This is a genomic window from Pseudomonas sp. GL-R-26 (assembly GCF_019947365.1).
Classification (GTDB): domain Bacteria; phylum Pseudomonadota; class Gammaproteobacteria; order Pseudomonadales; family Pseudomonadaceae; genus Aquipseudomonas.
The window spans coordinates 1-18,304 of the sequence record NZ_JAGYGI010000008.1 but is presented as its reverse complement, the minus strand read 5'-3'; the positions used below and the strand labels follow the sequence as shown (position 1 = coordinate 18,304).

Sequence of the window (18,304 nt, the reverse complement as noted above, 5' to 3'; positions counted from 1 at the left end):
ACAATTAACTCCTTGCCTAAAGGACTGAATCAGCCTTGTTTTTTGGTTACAGTTTCGACGATGTGCGACGGAGCTGTATTGTATTTTTTGAATTCCATAGAGTAGCTTGCGCGACCCTGAGACATCGAACGAACGTCGGTCGCATAACCGAACATCTCGCCCAACGGAACTTCAGCACGGATCACCTTACCGGAGACCGTGTCTTCCATACCCAGAATCATGCCGCGACGACGGTTAAGGTCGCCCATCACGTCACCCATATAGTCTTCAGGCGTAACAACCTCTACCGCCATGATTGGCTCGAGCAACTCACCACCGCCCTTCTGGGCCAGTTGCTTGGTCGCCATGGAAGCAGCCACCTTAAACGCCATCTCGTTCGAGTCGACGTCGTGGTAAGAACCATCAAACACGGTAGCCTTCAGGCCGATCAGCGGATAGCCGGCAACTACGCCGTTCTTCATCTGCTCTTCGATACCCTTCTGGATAGCCGGGATGTATTCCTTAGGAACCACACCACCCACTACTTCGTTCACGAATTGCAGACCTTCCTGACCTTCGTCAGCAGGAGCAAAACGGATCCAGCAGTGGCCGAACTGGCCACGACCGCCGGACTGACGAACGAACTTGCCTTCGATTTCGCAATTCTTCGTGATGCGCTCACGATACGAAACCTGAGGCTTACCGATGTTGGCTTCGACGTTGAACTCACGGCGCATCCGGTCAACCAGGATGTCCAGGTGCAACTCGCCCATGCCAGAGATGATCGTTTGACCAGTCTCTTCATCAGTCTTGACGCGGAAAGACGGGTCTTCCTGAGCAAGTTTGCCCAGAGCGATACCCATTTTTTCCTGGTCATCCTTGGTCTTAGGCTCAACGGCAACCGAAATAACCGGCTCCGGGAAGTCCATGCGAACCAGGATGATTGGCTTGTCAGCGTTGCACAAGGTTTCACCAGTGGTGACGTCCTTCATGCCGATCAGGGCCGCGATGTCACCAGCGCGTACTTCCTTGATCTCTTCACGGGCGTTTGCGTGCATTTGCACCATACGACCCACGCGCTCTTTCTTGCCTTTGACCGAGTTGATCACGCCGTCGCCGGAGGCCAACACGCCCGAGTAAACACGGACGAAAGTCAAGGTACCCACGAATGGGTCGGTAGCGATCTTGAACGCCAGAGCCGAGAACGGCTCGTTGTCGTCTGCATGACGCTCCATTTGCTTTTCCTCGTCATCCGGGTCAGTACCCTTGATGGCAGGAATGTCGCTTGGAGCCGGCAGGTAGTCGATAACGGCGTCGAGAACCAGGGGAACACCCTTGTTCTTGAAGGAAGAACCGCAAACAGCCAGGACGATCTCACCAGCGATAGTACGCTGACGCAGAGCACCCTTGATTTCCTCGATGGTGAGCTCTTCACCTTCAAGGTACTTGTTCATCAGCTCTTCGCTGGCTTCGGCCGCAGCCTCAACCATGTTGTTGCGCCACTCTTCAGCCAGTTCCTGCAGTTCAGCAGGGATGGCTTCACGACGAGGAGTCATACCCTTGTCGGCATCGTTCCAGTAAACCGCTTCCATGGTCATCAGATCGATCTGACCCTGGAAGTTGTCTTCGGAACCGATAGCCAACTGGATAGGCACCGGAGTGTGACCCAGACGCTGCTTGATCTGAGCGATCACGCGCAGGAAGTTAGCACCAGCACGGTCCATCTTGTTCACGTAAACGATACGTGGAACACCGTACTTGTTGGCTTGACGCCATACGGTTTCGGACTGAGGCTCAACGCCGGAAGTACCGCAGAACACAACGACCGCACCGTCGAGTACACGCAGGGAACGCTCAACTTCAATAGTGAAGTCTACGTGGCCCGGGGTATCGATGACGTTGAAACGGTACTGGTCTTTGTGCTGCTTGGCGGAACCCTGCCAGAAGGCGGTAATGGCAGCAGAAGTAATGGTAATACCACGCTCCTGCTCCTGCACCATCCAGTCTGTGGTCGCGGCGCCGTCATGCACCTCGCCCATCTTGTGACTTTTGCCAGTGTAAAAAAGGACGCGCTCAGTGGTGGTGGTTTTACCAGCATCCACGTGTGCAACGATACCAATGTTACGGTAGCGATTAATCGGTGTTGTACGAGCCATAAAGCCCTCGCAAAATTAGTGACGCTAAAATTAGAAGCGGTAGTGCGAGAAAGCCTTGTTGGCTTCAGCCATACGGTGAACGTCTTCACGCTTCTTAACTGCAGCACCTTTGCCTTCGGCAGCGTCCAACAGTTCGCCAGCCAAACGCAGAGCCATAGACTTCTCGCCGCGCTTGCGGGCGTAGTCTACCAACCAGCGCATTGCCAGAGCGTTACGACGGGAAGGACGAACTTCGACCGGAACCTGGTAAGTAGCACCACCAACGCGGCGCGACTTCACTTCGACCAGCGGAGCGATGGCGTCGAGTGCTTTTTCGAAGAGTTCCAGGGGATCGGTGCCGGCCTTACGAGCCTTCACGGTATCCAGGGCACCATAAACGATACGTTCGGCAACGGCTTTCTTGCCGCTTTCCATTACGTGGTTCATGAATTTGGCGAGGATTTGGCTTCCGTATTTCGGATCGTCCAGAATCTCACGCTTGGCTGCTACGCGACGTCTTGGCATTGATAAGCCCTCAAACGGTCTTCAGGTTAGCCCGGGACAGCTCCTATGGATGCGTGCCCGACCTTACTCTTATCGACTCAATAAAATGAAAAACTGCAAAACGGCCGATTACTTCGGACGCTTGGTACCGTACTTCGAACGACCCTGGTTACGACCTTTAACACCGGAAGTATCCAACGAACCGCGAACGGTGTGGTAACGAACACCTGGCAAGTCTTTTACACGACCGCCGCGGATCAGTACCACGCTGTGCTCTTGCAGGTTGTGGCCTTCACCGCCGATGTACGAGGAAACCTCGAAACCGTTGGTCAGACGCACACGGCATACTTTACGCAGTGCCGAGTTAGGTTTTTTCGGCGTGGTGGTGTACACACGGGTGCACACGCCACGGCGTTGCGGGCAGTTCTGCAGCGCAGGCACGTCGGATTTCTCGACGATACGCTTACGCGGCTGACGTACCAGCTGGTTGATAGTTGCCATCTACTAGCTCCACTGTTGTCTTGCGACGCTATTGTCTTGCAAGAAAAGCAAAATGGCAGGAACGAGTTCCCGCCAAATTTAGGGGTACAAGAGTCTAAAGAGGATCTTGTCCCCAGTCAAGGCAAGGCCCCGCCCTCCCCGCTCATCCAATCTCGACAAATTGTCTCGATTCGATGAACGGAGTGACCAGGGCCTCACACTCATTTACCGCAGAACTCAGTTACCGCTCGAGTTCAGCGCTTCGGTCAGTGCAGCTTCCACTTCACTGGCGCTTACGCGCAACGGCTTGTCTGCTTCACGGCGGCGCTTACGCTCGCTGTGATAAGCCAGGCCGGTACCAGCCGGGATCAGACGACCCACGACCACGTTTTCCTTCAGGCCGCGCAGGTAATCGCGCTTGCCGGTTACCGCCGCTTCGGTCAGTACGCGAGTGGTTTCCTGGAAGGAAGCCGCCGAGATGAACGATTCGGTGGACAACGATGCCTTGGTGATACCCAGCAGAACGCGAGTGAACTTGGAGACAAACTTGTCTTCGCCGCTCAGACGCTCGTTCTCTACCAGTACGTGAGTCAATTCCATCTGGTCGCCCTTGATGAAACTGGAATCGCCGGATTCAGCGATCTCAACTTTACGCAGCATCTGACGCAGGATGGTCTCGATGTGCTTGTCGTTGATCTTCACGCCTTGCAGACGGTAAACGTCCTGGATCTCGTTGACGATGTACTTGGCCAGCGCACTCACACCCAGCAGACGCAGGATGTCGTGTGGATCGCTTGGACCGTCGGAGATAACTTCGCCGCGGTTTACCTGTTCGCCTTCGAACACGTTCAGGTGACGCCACTTCGGAATCAGCTCTTCGTACGGATCGGTACCGTCGTTCGGGGTGATAACCAGACGGCGCTTGCCCTTGGTCTCTTTACCGAACGCGATGGTGCCGCTGACTTCAGCCAGAATCGACGCTTCTTTCGGACGACGGGCTTCGAACAAGTCGGCAACACGCGGCAGACCACCGGTGATGTCGCGAGTTTTCGAAGTCTCTTGCGGGATACGAGCGATAACATCACCGATCGCGATCTTCGCACCATCCGCTACACCGACCAGGGCGTTGGCTGGCAGGAAGTACTGAGCGATAACGTCAGTGCCTGGCAGCAACAGATCCTTGCCGTTGTCGTCGACCATCTTCACGGCAGGACGGATGTCCTTACCGGCAGCTGGACGATCCTTGGCGTCGAGGACTTCAATGTTGGTCATACCGGTCAATTCGTCAGTCTGACGCTTGATCGTGATGCCTTCTTCCATGCCCACGTAGGTCACGGTACCTTTCATTTCGGTAACGATCGGGTGAGTGTGCGGATCCCACTTGGCCACGATGGCGCCAGCTTCGACCTTGTCACCTTCTTTAACCGAAATCACGGCACCATACGGCAGCTTGTAACGCTCACGCTCACGACCGAAGTCATCAGCGATGGCCAGCTCACCGGAACGGGACACAGCAACCAGGCAACCATCCACTCGCTCAACGTGCTTCAGGTTATGCAGACGGACGGTACCGCCATTCTTCACCTGAACGCTGTCGGCTGCGGAGGTCCGGCTTGCCGCACCACCGATGTGGAACGTACGCATCGTCAGCTGGGTACCCGGTTCACCGATGGACTGGGCAGCGATAACGCCGACCGCTTCACCGATGTTCACCTGGTGACCACGAGCCAGATCGCGGCCGTAGCACTTGGCGCAAATACCGAAGCGGGTTTCGCAGCTGATCGGCGAACGCACGATCACTTCGTCGATGCTGTTGAGCTCGATGAACTCGACCCACTTTTCGTCTACCAGGGTGCCGGCAGGAACGATGACGTCCTCGGTACCTGGCTTGAATACGTCACGGGCGATAACACGACCCAATACGCGCTCACCCAGCGGCTCTACAACGTCACCGCCTTCAATGTGCGGAGTCATCAGCAGACCGTGTTCGGTGCCGCAATCGATCTCGGTTACAACCAGATCTTGTGCAACGTCTACCAGACGACGAGTCAGGTAACCGGAGTTAGCCGTTTTCAACGCGGTATCCGCAAGACCCTTACGAGCACCGTGAGTGGAGATGAAGTACTGAAGTACGCTCAAACCTTCACGGAAGTTCGCAGTAATCGGCGTTTCAATGATGGAACCGTCCGGCTTGGCCATCAGGCCACGCATACCGGCCAGCTGACGAATCTGTGCTGCGGAACCCCGCGCACCCGAGTCGGCCATCATGTACATCGAGTTGAAGGATTCCTGGTCGACTTCGACGCCATGACGGTCGATGACTTTCTCTTTCGAGAGGTTGGCCATCATCGCCTTGGAAACTTCGTCGTTCGCCTTGGACCAAAGGTCGATCACTTTGTTGTACTTCTCGCCCTGGGTTACCAGGCCGGAGGCGTACTGGCTTTCGATCTCTTTCACTTCATCAGTAGCAGCATTGATGATGCGGGCTTTTTCATCCGGGATAACGAAGTCGTTAACACCGATGGAAACGCCGGAAATGGTCGAATAAGCAAAACCGGTGTACATCAACTGGTCAGCGAAGATCACAGTCTCTTTCAAACCAACCACGCGATAGCACTGGTTGATCAGCTTGGAGATCGCCTTTTTCTTCATCGGCAGGTTGACGACGTCGTACGACAGACCCTTTGGCACAACCTGGAACAACAGAGCACGGCCGACAGTGGTGTCGACGATACGGGTGTTGCTCACGCTGCCGCCATCACGGTCGTTGACGGTTTCGTTGATCCGGACTTTAACCTTGGCGTGCAGTGCGGCTTCGCCGGCACGGAACACACGGTCAACTTCCTGCAGATCCGCGAACACACGACCTTCGCCCTTGGCGTTGATCGCTTCACGAGTCATGTAGTACAGACCCAATACAACGTCCTGCGACGGAACGATGATTGGCTCACCGTTGGCTGGCGACAGAATGTTGTTGGTCGACATCATCAACGCACGCGCTTCGAGCTGGGCTTCCAGCGTCAGCGGTACGTGCACGGCCATTTGGTCGCCGTCGAAGTCGGCGTTGTACGCGGCGCAGACCAGAGGGTGCAGCTGGATAGCCTTACCTTCGATCAGTACCGGTTCAAACGCCTGGATACCCAGACGGTGAAGGGTCGGTGCACGGTTGAGAAGTACCGGGTGTTCGCGAATCACTTCAGCGAGAACGTCCCAGACCTCTGGCAGCTCGCGCTCGACCATCTTCTTGGCAGCCTTGATGGTGGTAGCAAGACCACGCATTTCCAGCTTGCCGAAAATGAACGGCTTGAACAGCTCGAGAGCCATTTTCTTCGGCAGACCGCACTGGTGCAGACGCAGGGTCGGACCTACGGTAATTACCGAACGGCCGGAGTAGTCAACACGCTTACCGAGCAAGTTCTGACGGAAACGACCCTGCTTACCCTTGATCATGTCAGCCAGGGATTTCAGAGGACGCTTGTTCGAACCGGTGATAGCGCGGCCACGGCGACCGTTGTCGAGCAGTGCGTCGACAGCTTCCTGCAACATACGCTTTTCGTTGCGCACGATGATGTCCGGAGCGGACAGATCCAGCAGGCGCTTCAAACGGTTGTTACGGTTGATCACTCGACGATACAGATCGTTGAGGTCGGAAGTCGCGAAGCGACCGCCATCGAGCGGGACCAGTGGACGCAGATCTGGCGGCAGAACCGGCAGAACGGTCAGCACCATCCACTCTGGCAGGTTGCCGGAACCCTGGAAGGCTTCCATCAACTTCAGACGCTTGGACAGCTTCTTGATCTTGGTTTCGGAGTTGGTTTGCGGAATCTCTTCACGCAGGCGACCAATCTCGTGCTCCAGGTCGATAGCGTGCAGCAGTTCGCGGACAGCTTCGGCACCCATGCGGGCATCGAAATCGTCGCCGAACTCTTCCAGCGCTTCGAAGTACTGCTCGTCGTTCAGCAGCTGACCTTTTTCAAGGGTGGTCATGCCTGGATCGATAACGACGTAGCTCTCGAAGTAGAGAACGCGTTCGATATCACGCAGGGTCATGTCCATCAGCAAGCCGATACGGGACGGCAGCGATTTCAGGAACCAGATGTGGGCAACTGGCGAGGCCAGTTCGATGTGCGCCATGCGCTCACGACGAACTTTTGCCAGCGCGACTTCAACACCGCACTTCTCGCAGATCACACCACGGTGCTTCAAGCGCTTGTACTTACCGCACAGGCACTCGTAATCCTTTACCGGGCCAAAGATCTTGGCGCAGAACAGGCCGTCACGCTCAGGTTTGAACGTACGGTAGTTAATGGTTTCCGGCTTTTTAACTTCACCGAACGACCACGAACGGATCATCTCAGGCGATGCCAATCCGATACGGATGGCGTCGAACTCTTCGACTTGACCCTGGTTTTTCAGCAAATTCAGTAGGTCTTTCAAGGCCTTTCCTCCTGGCGGAGCAGAGAGCGGGCAATCCTGCCCCGCTCTCGATTCGCGTCACGTGTTATTCGGTTTCCAGATCGATATCGATGCCGAGGGAACGAATTTCCTTGATCAACACGTTGAAGGACTCGGGCATGCCCGGCTCCATACGGTGATCGCCATCCACGATGTTTTTGTACATCTTGGTACGGCCGTTCACATCGTCCGACTTCACTGTGAGCATTTCTTGCAGAGTGTAAGCGGCACCGTATGCTTCCAGTGCCCAGACCTCCATCTCCCCGAAACGCTGACCACCGAACTGCGCCTTACCACCCAGCGGCTGCTGGGTAACCAGGCTGTACGAACCGGTAGAACGAGCGTGCATCTTGTCGTCTACCAAGTGGTTCAGCTTCAGCATGTACATGTAGCCAACGGTAACCGGGCGCTCGAACTTATTGCCGGTACGGCCGTCGGTCAGCTGCATCTGGCCGCTTTCTGGCAGGTCCGCCAGTTTCAGCATGGCCTTGATTTCGCTTTCCTTGGCGCCGTCGAACACTGGAGTGGCCATTGGAACGCCGCCACGCAGGTTTTGAGCCAGATCCAGGATTTCCTGGTCCGAGAAGTCATCGAGGCTTTCCTGACGACCGCCGATCTCGTTATAGATCTCGTGCAGGAACTTGCGCAGCTCGGCAACTTTGCGCTGCTCTTCAATCATGCGATTGATCTTCTCGCCCAGACCCTTGGCCGCGAGGCCCAGGTGGGTTTCAAGGATCTGACCGACGTTCATACGCGAAGGTACGCCCAACGGGTTGAGGACGACGTCGACCGGGGTGCCATTGGCATCGTGCGGCATGTCTTCAACCGGCATGATCACGGAGACCACACCTTTGTTACCGTGACGACCGGCCATCTTGTCGCCCGGCTGGATGCGACGACGGATTGCCAGGTAGACCTTGACGATTTTCAGCACGCCTGGAGCCAGGTCATCGCCCTGCTGCAGTTTGCGCTTCTTGTCTTCGAACTTGTCGTCCAGCAGACGGCGACGATCAACGATGTAAGCCTGAGCCTTCTCGAGCTGCTCGTTCAGAGCATCTTCAGCCATGCGCAGTTTGAACCACTGGCCGTGCTCAAGACCGTCGAGAACTTCGTCGGTGATGTCCTGGCCTTTCTTCAGACCGGCGCCGCCTTCGGCTTTGTGGCCGACCAGAGCGGAACGCAGACGTTCGAAAGTAGCACCTTCAACGATACGGAACTCTTCGTTCAGGTCCTTGCGGATCTCGTCCAGCTGGGACTTCTCGATCGACAGTGCACGAGCATCACGCTCAACGCCGTCGCGGGTGAAGACCTGTACGTCGATGACAGTACCTTTGGTACCGGTAGGTACACGCAGGGAAGTGTCTTTAACGTCGCTGGCTTTTTCACCGAAGATCGCACGCAGCAGTTTTTCTTCCGGAGTCAGCTGGGTCTCGCCTTTCGGAGTGACCTTACCGACCAGGATGTCGCCTGCGCCAACTTCAGCACCTACGTAAACGATACCGGCTTCGTCCAGCTTGTTCAGTGCAGCTTCACCCACGTTCGGGATGTCTGCAGTGATTTCCTCTGGCCCAAGCTTGGTGTCACGTGCCACACAGGTCAGTTCCTGAATGTGGATCGTGGTAAAGCGGTCTTCTTGAACAACTCGTTCCGACAGGCAGATGGAGTCTTCGAAGTTGTAACCGTTCCAGGCCATGAACGCGATGCGCATATTCTGACCCAGCGCCAGTTCACCCATGTCGGTGGACGGGCCGTCAGCCATGATGTCGCTACGCTGAACCCGATCACCTTTACGCACCAGCGGACGCTGGTTGATGCAGGTGTTCTGGTTGGAGCGGGTGTATTTGGTCAGGTTGTAGATGTCGACACCAGCTTCACCGGTTTCAACTTCATCATCAGCAACACGAACCACGATACGGCTGGCGTCGACGGAATCGATAACGCCACCACGACGAGCCACGACGCAAACGCCGGAGTCACGAGCTACGTTACGCTCCATGCCAGTACCGACCAGCGGCTTGTCAGCGCGCAGGGTTGGTACAGCTTGACGCTGCATGTTCGAACCCATCAACGCACGGTTGGCGTCATCGTGCTCGAGGAACGGGATCAGCGACGCTGCAACCGAAACTACCTGCTTCGGAGAAACGTCCATCAAGGTGACGTCTTCCGGCGCCTTGACGGTGAACTCGTTCAAGTGACGAACAGCTACCAGCTCGTCGATCAGCATTTTCTTGTCGTTCATCGTGGCCGAAGCCTGAGCGATCACGTGATCGGCTTCTTCGATGGCGGACAGGAACACGATCTCGTCGGTGACCAGAGCGTCTTTCACCACACGGTACGGGCTTTCCAGGAAGCCGTACTGGTTGGTGCGCGCATAAGCGGCCAGGGAGTTGATCAGACCGATGTTCGGACCTTCCGGCGTTTCAATCGGGCATACACGACCGTAGTGAGTCGGGTGTACGTCACGAACTTCGAAGCCGGCGCGCTCACGAGTCAAACCGCCAGGGCCGAGTGCAGAGACACGACGCTTGTGGGTGATCTCGGACAGCGGGTTGTTCTGGTCCATGAACTGGGACAGCTGGCTGGAACCGAAGAACTCTTTCACCGCCGCAGCCACTGGCTTGGCGTTGATCAGGTCTTGCGGCATCAGGCCTTCGCTTTCAGCCATCGACAGACGCTCTTTGACCGCACGCTCAACACGTACCAGGCCAACGCGGAACTGGTTCTCGGCCATTTCGCCTACGCAGCGAACACGACGGTTACCCAGGTGGTCGATGTCATCGACGATGCCTTTACCGTTACGGATGTCGACCAGGGTCTTCAGTACCGCGACGATGTCTTCCTTGCACAGCACGCCCGAACCTTCGATCTCGGTACGACCGATACGACGGTTGAACTTCATCCGGCCGACCGCAGACAGGTCATAGCGCTCAGGGCTGAAGAACAGGTTGTTGAACAGGGTCTCGGCAGCGTCTTTGGTTGGCGGCTCGCCAGGACGCATCATGCGATAGATCTCGACCAGCGCTTCCAGTTGGTTGCTGGTGGAGTCGATCTTCAGGGTGTCGGAGACGAACGGACCGCAGTCGATATCGTTGGTGTACAGAGTTTCGATGCGAACAACCTGAGCCTTGGCGATTTTGGCCAGGATCTCGGTGTTCAGCTCGGTGTTGCACTCTGCCAGGATTTCGCCGGTTGCCGGGTGCACGATGACCTTGGCGGTTGTGCGACCCAGGACGTAGTCCAGAGGCACATCCAGCTCTTTGATCCCGGCTTTTTCCAGCTGGTTGACGTGGCGAGCGGTGATACGACGACCCTGCTCGACAATAACCTTGCCTTTGTCATCCAGAATATCGAGGACAGCGATTTCACCGCGCAGGCGCTGAGGCACCAGCTCCAGGCTCAGGGTCTCGCCCTTCACGTGGAATACGTTGGTGGTATAGAACGCGTCCAGCACTTCTTCAGTGGTATAGCCCAGCGCGCGCAGCAGTACCGATGCAGGCAGCTTGCGACGACGGTCGATACGCACGAATACGCAGTCTTTCGGGTCGAACTCGAAGTCCAGCCACGAACCGCGGTAAGGAATGATGCGCGCGGAGTACAGCAGTTTACCGGAGCTGTGCGTCTTGCCACGGTCGTGGTCGAAGAACACGCCCGGGGAACGGTGCAGCTGGGAAACGATTACACGCTCGGTACCGTTGATTACGAAGGTACCGTTTTCAGTCATCAGGGGGATTTCACCCATGTAGACTTCTTGCTCTTTGATGTCCTTGATCGCTTTGTTCGACGATTCTTTGTCGAAAATGATCAGGCGCACTTTTACCCGCAAAGGTACGGCGTAAGTTACACCGCGCAATACGCATTCTTTGACATCAAATGCCGGTTCGCCCAGACGATATCCGACGTACTCCAGCGCAGCATTGCCGGAGTAGCTGATGATCGGGAAAACGGATTTGAAGGCCGCATGCAGGCCCACGTCGCGGAACTGATCTTTAGTCGCTCCCGCTTGCAAGAATTCACGATACGAATCCAGCTGGATGGCCAGGAGGTACGGCACATCCATGACGTCCGGCAACTTGCTAAAGTCCTTGCGGATACGTTTTTTCTCAGTATATGAGTAAGCCATCAGCGTTCCCCAGCTTGGTCACCTGCTTGTTTGGCCCCTCCCGACGGGAGCAGCCAGAAAATCGTGCAAACCCCATGGTTTGCGCCACCGCATCGGGTGGTTACAGCACGTTATCGGCACCGACCCAGTCGGCTGCCAATAACGGAAAAAGGCCGGTGGCAAGAGCCACCAGCCATCAGCCTGTCGCTTAACGCTCGGGCTGGAGACGCAAAGTCGATGCTTACTTCAGCTCGACTTTAGCGCCTGCTTCTTCCAGAGTTGCTTTGGCTTTGTCGCCTGCATCTTTGGTCACTGCTTCCAGAACCATGGCAGGAGCGCCGTCAACTACAGCCTTGGCTTCTTTCAGGCCCAGACCGGTCAGTTCACGTACTGCCTTGATCACGTTAACTTTCTTCTCGCCAGCTTCCAGCAGCATGACGTTGAATTCAGTTTGCTCTTCAACAACAGCGGCAGCAGCGGCAGGACCTGCCGATGCAGCAGCAGCGGTAACACCGAATTTTTCTTCGAAAGCTTTGATCAGCTCAACAACTTCCATTACGGACATGCTGCCAACTGCTTCAAGGATATCGTTCTGAGAGATAGACATGAATCTAATTCCTGATATTGGGGACGGCCTACGCGACCATCGAAAAAAACAAAAAACGCGAGAAGTTGACGAGCCTTAGGCTGCAGCAGCTTCTTTCTGGTCGCGAATTGCCGCCAGAGTACGAGCCAACTTGCTGGTAGCGCCTTGAATCACGCTCATCAGCTGAGAAATTGCTTCGTCACGGGTCGGCAGAGTTGCCAGTACGTCGATTTGGTTAGCTGCGAGGAACTTGCCCTCGAACGCAGCTGCCTTGATCTCGAACTTGTCCTGACCCTTTGCGAATTCCTTGAAGATCCGGGCAGCAGCGCCTGGATGTTCTTTGGAGAACGCAATCAGGGTAGGGCCAGTGAACACGTCGTTGAGGACACTGAATTCAGTGTCAGCAACAGCGCGCTTGAGCAGGGTGTTACGTACAACACGTACGTAAACGCCAGCTTCACGAGCCTCTTTACGGAGTCCGGTCATCGCGCCTACTGTTACGCCACGGGCATCAGCCACGACAGCGGACAGAGCGACTTTGGCAGCCTCGTTGACTTCAGCGACGATGGCCTTCTTGTCTTCGAGTTTAATTGCCACGGGTTTAACTCCTGCTTGTTACCGTTTCATCTGGTCGAAACCGGATGTCGTTTTGGTGTCTGATTCGGTAAGGAACCGGGAGCACCATCTGCGTAGGCTTGAGGTTTAAGACTTGCGTCGCCTACGGTCTTGGATAGCCCCCGCCAGGCAGGGACCCCAATTTTTCAATTGGCGCAATCGCTTGCGCCAATCTGTGTCTTACGCGTCGAGCGAGCTTTGGTCGATGACCAGACCTGGGCCCATAGTGGTGCTCAGGGTAACGCGCTTGACGTAAATGCCTTTCGAGGCAGCTGGCTTGATACGCTTCAGATCAGCGATCAGGGCTTCAACGTTTTCCTTCAGCTTGACGGCGTCGAAGCCGATCTTGCCAACGGAAGTGTGGATGATGCCGTTTTTGTCGGTGCGATAACGAACCTGACCAGCCTTGGCGTTTTTAACCGCGGTAGCTACGTCTGGAGTTACGGTGCCGACTTTAGGGTTAGGCATCAGGCCACGTGGACCGAGGATCTGACCCAACTGACCTACAACGCGCATTGCATCCGGGGATGCGATCACTACGTCATAGTTCAGGTCGCCGCCTTTCATTTCGGCGGCCAGGTCGTCCATGCCTACACGGTCAGCGCCGGCAGCCAAAGCGGCTTCAGCAGCTGGACCCTGGGTGAACACAGCAACGCGAACGGTCTTGCCAGTGCCGTGTGGCAGCACAGTAGCGCTACGAACGACCTGGTCGGATTTACGCGGGTCAACACCCAGGTTTACAGCTACGTCGAACGACTCGCTGAACTTGACAGTCGACAGCTCAGCCAGCAGGGCAGCAGCGTCTACAAAGTTGTAGGCCTTGCCTGCTTCGATTTTGCCGGCGATAGCCTTTTGACGCTTGGTCAGCTTAGCCATTACACACCCTCCACGTTAAGGCCCATGCTACGAGCAGAACCGGCGATAGTACGCACGGCTGCTTCCATATCAGCTGCAGTCAGATCCGCGTTTTTGGTTTTCGCGATTTCTTCCAGCTGTGCACGAGTCACGGTGCCAACCTTAACGGTGTTCGGACGAGCGGAACCGCTGGTCAGACCGGCCGCCTTCTTCAGCAGAACCGAAGCAGGGGTGGATTTGGTTTCGAAAGTGAAGCTACGGTCGCTGTAGACAGTGATGATCACTGGAGTCGGCAGACCTGGCTCAAGACCCTGAGTACGGGCGTTGAAAGCCTTGCAGAATTCCATGATGTTCACGCCGTGCTGACCCAGAGCAGGACCAACAGGTGGGCTTGGGTTAGCCTGAGCGGCCTTCACTTGCAGCTTGATGTAAGCGGTAATCTTCTTGGCCATGAGGCACTCCAATTACGGGTTCGAACGCCTCGAGAGGCTCCCCGGTTACTTGCGCGTTTATCCCAGTGACGACAAAACCCCACAGCCTACGGCTGCGGGGTTGGGATTTTTGCTCAACTAGACCTTTTCGACCTGGCTGAACTCGAGCTCCACCGGAGTAGAGCGACCGAAAATGAGCACTGCGACCTGAATCCGGCTCTTTTCGTAGTTAACTTCTTCAACAACACCGGTAAAGTCTGCGAACGGACCATCATTGACGCGCACCGACTCACCCGGCTCGAACAACGTCTTCGGCTTCGGCTTGTCGCTACCATCGGCAACGCGGCGCAGAATCGCTTCTGCTTCTTTATCGGTGATTGGCGCAGGCTTATCGGCAGTACCGCCAATGAAACCCATCACCCGAGGAGTGTCCTTGACCAAGTGCCAAGTACCCTCGTTCATATCCATCTGCACCAGCACATAGCCAGGGAAGAATTTGCGTTCGCTCTTGCGCTTCTGGCCATTGCGCATTTCAACCACTTCTTCAGTGGGAACCAGAATCTCGCCGAAGCCATCTTCCATACCGGCCAGCTTTACGCGCTCGACCAGCGAGCGCATTACATGCTTCTCGTAACCGGAGTAAGCATGCACAACATACCAACGCTTAGCCACGGGACACCCTTAGCCGACGATCAAGGAAACAAGCCAGCCGAGCAGGGAATCAAGCCCCCACAACAGCAACGCCATAACCAGGACAACAGCCACAACGATCAACGTGGTCTGCGTGGTTTCTTGGCGAGTTGGCCAAACGACTTTACGAATTTCGGTACGCGCTTCCTTAACCAGTACAAAGAAAGACTTGCCCTTGACCGTCTGCAGGCCTACAAAGGCAGCTACGGCAGCAATAGCAAGCAATGCGAGTACACGGTACAGGATCGGCGAAGCAGAAAAGTACTGATTGCCAACAACGCCAACAACCACCAGAGCGACTACTACAAGCCACTTGAGGAGGTCGAAACGAGAGCCTTGAGCTTCAGCTTTAGGAGTCATCTATGAAGATCCTGTGAAAAGAAAGCCAGACACACCGAGTGAATCTGGCAGGTCAGGAGGGAATCGAACCCCCAACCTACGGTTTTGGAGACCGTCGCTCTGCCAATTGAGCTACTGACCTAAAACAAAATCAGGCCGACCATTATGCCGACCCGAAAAAGACTTTACAACACTTACTAGGCAACCCTGGCTGCAACACCGGCATTCACGACACCGGCAACCTTCAGAAACACAATCAGGCGCAACCACTACCACCTAAAACAAAGGCAGATATTTTCATATCTGCCTTGTTATATGGAGCTCTTGAGCGGATTTGAACCGCTGACCTCACCCTTACCAAGGGTGTGCTCTACCAACTGAGCTACAAGAGCGTAACACTGTGCAAAACCTGTAAACTTGGAGCGGGTAGCGGGAATCGAACCCGCATCATCAGCTTGGAAGGCTGAGGTTCTACCACTAAACTATACCCGCGAGGCTTACAGCTCTCGCTAAAAATGGTGGAGGGGGAAGGATTCGAACCTTCGAAGTCGTAGACGTCAGATTTACAGTCTGATCCCTTTGGCCGCTCGGGAACCCCTCCTAAGCGAGCCGGCATTCTACATCATGCCAGCCTTCTGTCAAGCATTTTTCTCATTAAAAACCTGAGCTTAGCTGCGTTGACCTCGCCTCACACCGTTAACCGTTTCCGGTGTTCGCTGTGGAGCGGGCGCCATTCTATGCAAACTATTCGGTGGGTGCAACCCCCTCGCACGGCATTATTTTATGTTTTAACTCATTGAATTCTTTAGAAAGGTTTTGCAGCTGCAAATCGTCCAGCCAACGCCGGCTTTCCGGTGCGATACGCACCCAATACCCTGCCCCTTCAGCCGCAGCTTTCGGCAGAGACTGAAACTTGACCTCCATCCCGCTCAAACGACGCTCAACCGCCTGCGCGGCCTCCTGGCGCGTATAGCCGCCCAGATAAAGGCAGCCATTGTCTGTCGAGACAGCTTTCCCCTTATCCTTGGATACGTCACTTGCTTCGCTCAACAAGCGAATATCTTGTTGAGATCCGCGATACAGACTCAAAGGCGTGACATCCTTCGCGCGCAAAGGAGCCTCTTGTTGATTCCAGATGTAGTAGAAGCCATTGAGGACAAGCAGCAGCAGAAACAACCAACGCATAAAAACCTCAGGACAAGGGACAGGCCATGGCCAATCCGACAAACACCAAGTCCGGAACAACCCTGGCCTGAGGCACGACCTCAGCAACCAGGCTCGCATCCCCCCCGGTGAGGAACACGACAAAGTCCTCACCCCAGTAACTGCGCGCCAATTCGAGCTGGGTCAGCACGAAGCCGCGCAACATCAACAGACAACCACGCTCTACTGCCTCGACAGTCGCGCGACCAGGAACAAGACTTTCCTGAGCCTGCTCGGCCGCCAGATCCCCATAACGAATTTTGCGGGTGTGGGTGCGCAACTGGTTGCGCATCAACGGCATCCCCGGACAGATGAAACCACCCAGGTGCTCTCCATCCGCCGCGATAAAGTCAGCGGTCACGGCCGTACCGAAATCGAGTACCAGGCACGCACCTGAAGCCAGATGAAAGCCTCCGAGCATTGCAAGCCACCGATCCAGACCCAGCCGCTCAAACTCTTCATACCCATTGCGCACGCCTGACATTTCTCGCGCAGGCGTTGCGCATACAACCGGCAAATCAAAGGTATCGCCGAGCAAAGACGTCAGCGCAGCGGTTTCCTCTGCGGTCCTGACGCTCACCAACCGGCAAAACGTGAGGGCAAGCCCTTTGAGCGCCCCCACCCCCTCCAGCAACGCGAGATTGGAATCGACGACCCCTTCACCCAGCACCTGCCCGGCATTAGCGGCAAGCACACGCCACTTGATGAAACTATTCCCACAATCGAGCTCAAGAATCATCACGCAACCTCAGGCTCAACTCACCACCACTGAAGACTTTCTCCACACCATCCACCTTCAGGCGCAAAGCGCCCTGGCCATCAATACCAAGCACTTCACCATCAATCTGATTGACGCCGGCAATCAACGACACGCTTCGCCCCTGCCACAGGTGATTTTGCTCCCACTCTGACTGGATGGCCAAAAAACCACCCGCCTGGTGACGAGCCAGGTATCGCTGCAGCATCTCCCCCAGCATCGCGACCAATTGGTTGCGATCAAACAATTTGCCCGACTCGAGCCGCAGGGATGTCCACTGCTGGTCCACCTCATCAGCGGACTGCATGTTCACATTGATCCCCACCCCCAGGACCACGTGGCACACGTCAGCAGGATCACCAACCAACTCGAGCAGTATTCCCGCGATCTTTTTCTGACCTACAAGAACATCGTTAGGCCATTTCAATCCAGCGGCTGCAATACCGAGCTCGCGCAACGTCTGCAAGACAGCGAGTCCAACGACGAGACTCAAACCCTCCAGCTGACGCATCCCGCCATCAATGCGTAGCACCAGGCTGTAATAGACGTTTTCTGCGAATGGACTCACCCACTTGCGACCACGTCGCCCGCGTCCGGCTGTCTGCCGCTCCGAAAGCACCACAAACGGTGCCGCCTGCCCCCGCTCGATAGCGCGCAGTGCCTCGGCATTCGTGGAGTCGATTGAGTCGTAAACCTGGACGGGCCAGGCGCAAGAATGCGCCTGAGCGCTTATCTCGGCAGGATCGAGCAGCGCTAATGGCGCGGACAATTGATAGCCGCGCCCACGAACTTTATGAATAGACAAACCCAGCTCAGCTTCCAAATGCTGAAGCTGCTTCCACACAGCACTACGACTGACGCCTAGGGCGGCGCCCAATGCTTGACCCGAATGGAATCGGCCATCTTTAAGAAGCTTTAACAACGTCAGCATGCAGGTCTCGCCTCACAATGAGGCCCGCATGATAGCCACGCATCGAGCGATTGCATAGAAATCCAGCAGCCGTGGCTTTCCTGCGGACAAAAACAAAACCCCAACTGCTTTCGCAATTGGGGTTTCGGAATTTAATCTTGACGATGACCTACTCTCACATGGGGAAACCCCACACTACCATCGGCGATGCATCGTTTCACTGCTGAGTTCGGGATGGGATCAGGTGGTTCCAACGCTCTATGGTC

The 18,304-nt window shown here is 55.7% G+C and carries 14 protein-coding genes, 4 tRNA genes and 1 rRNA gene; all 19 read right to left on the bottom strand.

Features of this window, described 5'->3' with window-relative positions; genetic code table 11:
• Window positions 1-29 precede the first annotated feature (29 nt).
• The gene (fusA, locus tag KGA96_RS10235; protein ID WP_046041616.1) at window positions 30-2,135 is read right to left on the bottom strand and encodes an elongation factor G; all 2,106 of its coding nucleotides are present in this window, start codon (window positions 2,133-2,135) and stop codon (window positions 30-32) included.
• Window positions 2,136-2,165: 30 nt separating this feature from the next.
• Window positions 2,166-2,639: a 30S ribosomal protein S7 gene (rpsG, locus tag KGA96_RS10230; RefSeq protein ID WP_007994653.1), complete on the bottom strand. Its 474-nt coding sequence runs from the start codon at window positions 2,637-2,639 to the stop codon at window positions 2,166-2,168.
• A 108-nt stretch (window positions 2,640-2,747) separates the two neighbouring features.
• Window positions 2,748-3,119, bottom strand: coding sequence for a 30S ribosomal protein S12 (gene rpsL / locus KGA96_RS10225; RefSeq protein WP_003186084.1), 372 nt, complete (start codon window positions 3,117-3,119; stop codon window positions 2,748-2,750).
• 216 nt (window positions 3,120-3,335) lie between these two features.
• Window positions 3,336-7,535: a DNA-directed RNA polymerase subunit beta' gene (gene rpoC / locus KGA96_RS10220; protein ID WP_046041615.1), complete on the bottom strand. Its 4,200-nt coding sequence runs from the start codon at window positions 7,533-7,535 to the stop codon at window positions 3,336-3,338.
• Window positions 7,536-7,599: 64 nt separating this feature from the next.
• Window positions 7,600-11,673, bottom strand: a complete 4,074-nt coding sequence (gene rpoB, locus KGA96_RS10215; protein ID WP_046041614.1) for a DNA-directed RNA polymerase subunit beta — start codon at window positions 11,671-11,673, stop codon at window positions 7,600-7,602.
• 220 nt (window positions 11,674-11,893) lie between these two features.
• On the bottom strand, window positions 11,894-12,259 hold the full coding sequence (rplL, locus tag KGA96_RS10210; protein WP_046041613.1) for a 50S ribosomal protein L7/L12: 366 nt from the start codon (window positions 12,257-12,259) through the stop codon (window positions 11,894-11,896).
• A gap of 75 nt (window positions 12,260-12,334) precedes the next feature.
• Complete coding sequence (rplJ, locus tag KGA96_RS10205) at window positions 12,335-12,835, bottom strand: 50S ribosomal protein L10 (protein ID WP_007970413.1); 501 nt, start codon at window positions 12,833-12,835, stop codon at window positions 12,335-12,337.
• Window positions 12,836-13,033: 198 nt separating this feature from the next.
• Window positions 13,034-13,729 (bottom strand): 50S ribosomal protein L1, encoded by a 696-nt coding sequence (gene rplA, locus KGA96_RS10200; RefSeq protein ID WP_046041612.1) that lies wholly within the window; start codon window positions 13,727-13,729, stop codon window positions 13,034-13,036.
• Entirely contained in the window at window positions 13,729-14,160 is a 432-nt protein-coding gene (gene rplK, locus KGA96_RS10195; RefSeq protein WP_007933726.1) for a 50S ribosomal protein L11, read from the bottom strand. Before rplK ends, rplA begins: the two co-directional genes overlap by 1 nt.
• A 117-nt stretch (window positions 14,161-14,277) precedes the next feature.
• Entirely contained in the window at window positions 14,278-14,811 is a 534-nt protein-coding gene (gene nusG / locus KGA96_RS10190; RefSeq protein WP_046041611.1) for a transcription termination/antitermination protein NusG, read from the bottom strand.
• Between the two features lie 9 nt (window positions 14,812-14,820).
• Window positions 14,821-15,189, bottom strand: coding sequence for a preprotein translocase subunit SecE (gene secE / locus KGA96_RS10185; protein ID WP_007984402.1), 369 nt, complete (start codon window positions 15,187-15,189; stop codon window positions 14,821-14,823).
• 45 nt (window positions 15,190-15,234) lie between these two features.
• Window positions 15,235-15,310 (bottom strand) — tRNA-Trp (locus KGA96_RS10180).
• A 174-nt stretch (window positions 15,311-15,484) separates the two neighbouring features.
• A tRNA-Thr gene (locus tag KGA96_RS10175) sits at window positions 15,485-15,560 on the bottom strand.
• A 26-nt stretch (window positions 15,561-15,586) separates the two neighbouring features.
• Window positions 15,587-15,660: transfer RNA gene (locus tag KGA96_RS10170), tRNA-Gly, on the bottom strand.
• A 24-nt stretch (window positions 15,661-15,684) separates the two neighbouring features.
• Window positions 15,685-15,769: transfer RNA gene (locus KGA96_RS10165), tRNA-Tyr, on the bottom strand.
• A gap of 143 nt (window positions 15,770-15,912) precedes the next feature.
• Window positions 15,913-16,353, bottom strand: a complete 441-nt coding sequence (locus KGA96_RS10160; RefSeq protein WP_046041609.1) for a hypothetical protein — start codon at window positions 16,351-16,353, stop codon at window positions 15,913-15,915.
• 7 nt (window positions 16,354-16,360) lie between these two features.
• The gene (locus tag KGA96_RS10155) at window positions 16,361-17,110 is read right to left on the bottom strand and encodes a pantothenate kinase (RefSeq protein WP_046041608.1); all 750 of its coding nucleotides are present in this window, start codon (window positions 17,108-17,110) and stop codon (window positions 16,361-16,363) included.
• The gene (gene birA / locus KGA96_RS10150) at window positions 17,100-18,059 is read right to left on the bottom strand and encodes a bifunctional biotin--[acetyl-CoA-carboxylase] ligase/biotin operon repressor BirA (protein ID WP_046041607.1); all 960 of its coding nucleotides are present in this window, start codon (window positions 18,057-18,059) and stop codon (window positions 17,100-17,102) included. Before birA ends, KGA96_RS10155 begins: the two co-directional genes overlap by 11 nt.
• A 135-nt stretch (window positions 18,060-18,194) precedes the next feature.
• Window positions 18,195-18,304: ribosomal RNA gene (gene rrf / locus KGA96_RS10145) — 5S ribosomal RNA — on the bottom strand; the annotation flags it as partial.